The 4,794-nt window shown below is 64.4% G+C and carries 5 protein-coding genes; 2 read left to right on the forward strand and 3 right to left on the reverse strand.

Going from position 1 to position 4,794, the window contains the following annotated elements; genetic code table 11:
• The 3 genes from cydB to ABW137_RS36540 form a co-directional block, all read right to left on the reverse strand.
• Nucleotides 1-728 (reverse strand): cytochrome d ubiquinol oxidase subunit II (gene cydB / locus ABW137_RS36530; RefSeq protein ID WP_526407973.1); only part of this gene is annotated, 728 nt, incomplete at its 3' end.
• A 10-nt stretch (nucleotides 729-738) separates the two neighbouring features.
• Nucleotides 739-2,205, reverse strand: coding sequence for a cytochrome ubiquinol oxidase subunit I (locus tag ABW137_RS36535; protein WP_526407975.1), 1,467 nt, complete (start codon nucleotides 2,203-2,205; stop codon nucleotides 739-741).
• Between the two features lie 119 nt (nucleotides 2,206-2,324).
• The gene (locus tag ABW137_RS36540; RefSeq protein WP_526407977.1) at nucleotides 2,325-2,882 is read right to left on the reverse strand and encodes an HdeD family acid-resistance protein; all 558 of its coding nucleotides are present in this window, start codon (nucleotides 2,880-2,882) and stop codon (nucleotides 2,325-2,327) included.
• A 266-nt stretch (nucleotides 2,883-3,148) separates the two neighbouring features.
• Here ABW137_RS36540 and ABW137_RS36545 point away from each other — a divergent pair, with 266 nt between their 5' ends.
• Nucleotides 3,149-4,018, forward strand: a complete 870-nt coding sequence (locus ABW137_RS36545; RefSeq protein WP_526407981.1) for an ABC transporter substrate-binding protein — start codon at nucleotides 3,149-3,151, stop codon at nucleotides 4,016-4,018.
• A gap of 13 nt (nucleotides 4,019-4,031) precedes the next feature.
• The coding region (locus tag ABW137_RS36550) for an amino acid ABC transporter permease (RefSeq protein ID WP_526407979.1) at nucleotides 4,032-4,794 on the forward strand (763 nt) is incomplete at its 3' end.

Consider the following 4,794-nt stretch of genomic DNA (forward strand, 5'->3'; position numbering starts at 1 on the left):
GCCGAGATCTGGGCGACGACCGCGACGCCGAGGACCAACCACGTCCAGTCCTTGCCGTACGCGAGTTGGGTCCACAGTCCGAACCCGGCGACCACGACGGTGACGGGCAGGGCGAGGCGACCGGCGAATCCGACGGCGTCATCGCGCACCACGCCCTCCGTCTTCAGTGAGACGAACACGGCGCCGTGGAAGGCGAACAGGCCAGCGGTGGCCAGCCCGCCGAGCAGCGTGTATGGGTTGAGGACGTCACCGAAGGTCAACGCGATCTGCTTGTCCGCGTTGACAGGAAGCCCGCGCACCAGCGAGGCGAATGCCACTCCCCAAAGCACTGCCGGGATCCACGAGCCGACGGCGATGCTGACGTCGGCCCACGACCGCCACTTCGGGTCGTCGATCTTGCCGCGCCATTCGATGGCGCAGATGCGGACGATCATGCTGACGAGAATCGCCAGCAGCGGCAGGTACAGCCCCGAGAACACGGTGGCGTACATGTCGGGGAACGCGGCGAACATCGCCCCGCCCGCGGTGATCAGCCAGACCTCGTTGCCGTCCCACACCGGGCCGATGGTGTTGAGGGCGGCCCGCTTGTGCTGCTCGCCCTCGCCCGATGGCGCGCGCCGTGCGAAGAACTCCATGAGCATGCCGACGCCGAAGTCGAATCCTTCGAGGACGAAGAAGCCGACGAACAGCGCGGCTAGTGCGATGAACCAGAATTCCTGTAGTCCCATGCCGGTCTCCTCAGTACGCGAACGACAGGGGTGCGACGTCGTCTTTCCCTGGCGGGGTCGGGGGCGCCGGTTCGGAGTCGTGTTCGAGTGGACCCTCGACGACGTAGCGCCGGATCAGCCAGAACCAGATGCAGGCCAGCGCCGCGTAGAGGGCGGTGAACACGATCAGTGACGTCAGCACCATGGCCGCCGAATGGTTGGAGACGCCGTCGGCGACGTTGAGTCGGATCATCTGATCGCCGGTGGGGTTGGGCGCCACCACCCACGGTTGTCGACCCATTTCGGTGAACACCCAGCCCGCGCTGTTGGCCAGGAACGGCGTCGGCAGCGTCAGCAGCGCCAAGGTCGCGAACCACCGTTGATCGGGAATCCGCCCGCGGCGGGTCAGCCACAGCGCCGCCATCGCGAAGAGGATCGGCACGGCCATGAGGCCGATCATGGCGCGGAAGGACCAGTAGGTGACGAACAAGTTGGGTCGGTAGTCGCCAGGCCCGTAGGTCTCCACGTATCGCTGCTGAAGGTCTTGCACGCCTTCGAGGCGGACGCCATCGAACTTGCCCTCGGCGAGGAACGGCAGCACGAAGGGCACCTCGATGAGGTGCGTGACGCTGTCGCAGTTGTTGTGGGTGCCCGCAGTGAGGATCGAGAAGTCGGGGTCGATCTCGGTGTGGCACAGCGATTCGGCCGACGCCATCTTCATGGGTTGCTGTTGGAACATCAGCTTGCCCTGGACGTCGCCGGTGAACACCAGCCCTCCCGAGGCCACCACAGCGACGAGACAGCCGAGAATGGTCGCAGGCCGGTACATGGTGCGGGCGTCGTCGCTGCCCGTTTCGCTTCTCGTCCGGCTAGACCGCACCAACCACCACGCGCAGACGCAGGCCACGAAGGTGCCCGCGGTCAGGAACGCGCCGAAGACGGCGTGTGGAAAGGCCGCCACCGCGGTGTTGTTCGTGAACAGCTCGACGATGCTCGTCAGCTCGGCGCGCCCGGTCTCGGGGTTGTAGCGCGCACCAACCGGGTGTTGCATCCACGAGTTGGCCGCGATGATGAAGAACGCCGACGCATTGACCGCCAGCGCGACGATCCAGATGCAGGCCAGATGCACCAGCCGCGGCAGGCGGGTCCACCCGAAGATCCACAGGCCGATGAACGTCGACTCGAAGAAGAAGGCGACGAGGCCTTCCATTGCCAGCGGTGCGCCGAATACGTCGCCGACGAATCGGGAGTACTCGCTCCAGTTCATGCCGAACTGGAATTCCTGGACGATGCCGGTGGCGACGCCGAGGGCGAAGTTGATTAGGAAGAGCTTGCCGAAGAACTTGGTCAGGCGGTACCAGGCGTCGTTTCCGGTGACCACCCACACGGTCTGCATCACCGCGATCAACGGCGCAAGCCCGATCGTCAACGGTACGAAGATGAAGTGGTAGACGGTCGTGATGCCGAACTGCCACCGTGATACGTCTAGGGCGTCCATCTGACCTGCTCCCGGGGCCGCGGTTAACTACGACAAATTGTAGTAGTGAAGTCGCGCTTCCCAAAGGGACTTTGGTCACTCGTTGTCAGCGAGCGCACTGAAATTTGGTCCAGCCAGGTTCACACGCTGGTGGAGGACGCCTTCTTGATGCCGAACGCGGTCACGATCTCGATGATGCCGATGACGACCAGCATGATGCCGGTCACCTGAGTCAGCACCAGAAGGCTCTCCAACGGAGCGGTGAACATCACGATGCCGGCGATGAGGGTGATCACGCCGATCACGATCTCCCAGACTCGACCGGGCATCGACGGATCGCTGATCGCCGACATGAGGGTAGCCACACCGCGGAACACGAAGCCGACACCGATCCAGATGGCCAGCAGATCGATCGAGTTCTGCAGGTTGACGAAGCACAGCACCGCGAGCACCAACGCCGCTGCGCCGCTGATGAACAACAACAGGCGGCCGGCGAACGAGTTGCGCACGCTGAACGCGAGCACCACTTGGGAAACGCCGGTGATCAGCAGGTACGCCCCGAAGAAGATGGCTGTGACGATGATGGCGGCGCCCGGCCGCCACAGCACCAGTGCGCCGAGGATCAGCGCGAGCACTCCGGAGGCGAGCGTTGCCTTCCAGAGATGGGGCAACATCGCAGGCGTGGCGGTGATTTCCATGCGCGCAGTGTGGCACAACATAGCTGCGACTCGTGCGATTCGGCCGGCCGGGTCGGTCGGGCTCGCGAACTCGGCTGAACACCCGTCGCTGTGCTGTCGGTGTCGTTAATGTCTCGTTACCGGCTATGCGCGCTGGGTCCAAGGTCGTTAACGTCATCGCCCGGAGATGACGCAAGGCGACCCGATGCAGAAAGAAAGAGACAACCGTGTCAGATGCATGTCAGAACGGCGGAAGCACACGACGGGGGAAACTGTGGCGCTATGCGATGGTGTTCACCGCCGCGGGCGCCCTTGCCCTGTCGGGATGCTCGAGCCCCACGGACAGCGGATCGCCGACCACCAGCAGCACCGCCGCGTCGGCCGAGAAGGTCGATGACATCGCCAGCACCGTCCCCGAGGCCATCAAGTCGTCGGGCAAGCTGATCGTCGGCGTCAACATTCCCTACGCACCAAACGAATTCAAGGACCCGAGCGGCAAGATCGTCGGGTTCGACGTCGACCTCATGGACGCCATTGCAGGCACCCTCGGGCTGACGACGGAATACCGCGAAGCGGACTTCGCCCGCATCATCCCGTCCATTCAGGGCGGCACGTTCAATGTCGGGATGTCGTCTTTCACCGACACCAAGGAGCGCGAGGCGACGGTCGACTTCGTCACCTACTTCTCGGCGGGGTCGCTATGGGCCCAGCGTCCCGGCACCCCGGTGGACCCCAACGACGCGTGCGGCAAGAAGGTCGCCGTGCAGGCCACGACGGTCCAGCAGACCGACGAGCTACCCGCCAAGAGCAAGGCCTGCACCGACGCCGGTAAGCCCGCCATCGACATCGTGAGCTTCGACTCGCAGGATGCCGCGACCAATGCGGTCGTACTCAGCCAGGCCGATGCGATGTCCGCGGACTCCCCGGTGACGTCGTATGCGATCAAGCAGAGCAACGGCAAGCTCGAGGCGGCAGGCGAGATCTTCGACTCGGCGCCGTACGGCTGGCCGGTGGCCAAGGGATCGCCGCTGGCCCAGTCGCTGCTGCAGGCCCTGCAGCACCTCATCGAGACCGGCAGCTACGAGCAGATTGCCAAGAACTGGGGTGTCGAGCAGGGCATGATCGACAAGCCCGTGATCAACGGGGCGATCAGCTGATCGCGAACCGCTCGTGACCGATGTCGCTCCGCCGCCACCCGAGGGTCCGGCCGCCATTGACGCCATCCCCCTTCGCCATCCGTGGCGTTGGGTGGCGGCGGGCGTCATCATCGTCCTCGCCGCGCTCTTCGTCTACGGAGCGGCCACCAACCCCGCCTACGGGTGGAAGACCTACTTCGCGTATCTGTTCAACGAGCGGATCATGTTGGGGGTCTGGAACACCCTTCAGCTGACCATCTACTCGATGGTGCTGGCGATCGTCATCGGCGTGATCGTGTCTGTCATGCGGCTGTCGCCAAACCCGGTGTTCCGCTGGGTGTCCTGGGTGTACCTCTGGATCTTTCGTGGCACGCCCATCTACGTACAGCTGGTGTTCTGGGGCCTGCTGCCGACGATCTACCAGAACATCCAGCTGGGCATTCCGTTCGGACCCTCGTTCTTCCACCTGAACTTGCAGGCACTGTCGATCCCGTTCCTGCTCGCGACCCTTGGACTGGCACTCAACGAGGCCGCCTACATGGCCGAGATCATCCGCGCCGGAATCACTTCGGTGCCAGAGGGTCAGTCGGAGGCGTCGACGGCACTGGGCATGTCCTGGGTGATGACGATGCGGCGAACGGTTCTGCCGCAGGCGATGCGGGTCATCATCCCGCCGACGGGCAACGAGGTCATCAGCATGCTGAAGACCACTTCGCTGGTGACTGCCGTGCCGTATTCGTTCGACCTGTACAGCATCGCGACGCGGGAGATCGCGGCCCGCATCTTCGACCCCGTGC

It is taken from the genome of Mycobacterium sp. (genome assembly GCF_040509115.1).
Lineage (GTDB): Bacteria > Actinomycetota > Actinomycetes > Mycobacteriales > Mycobacteriaceae > Mycobacterium.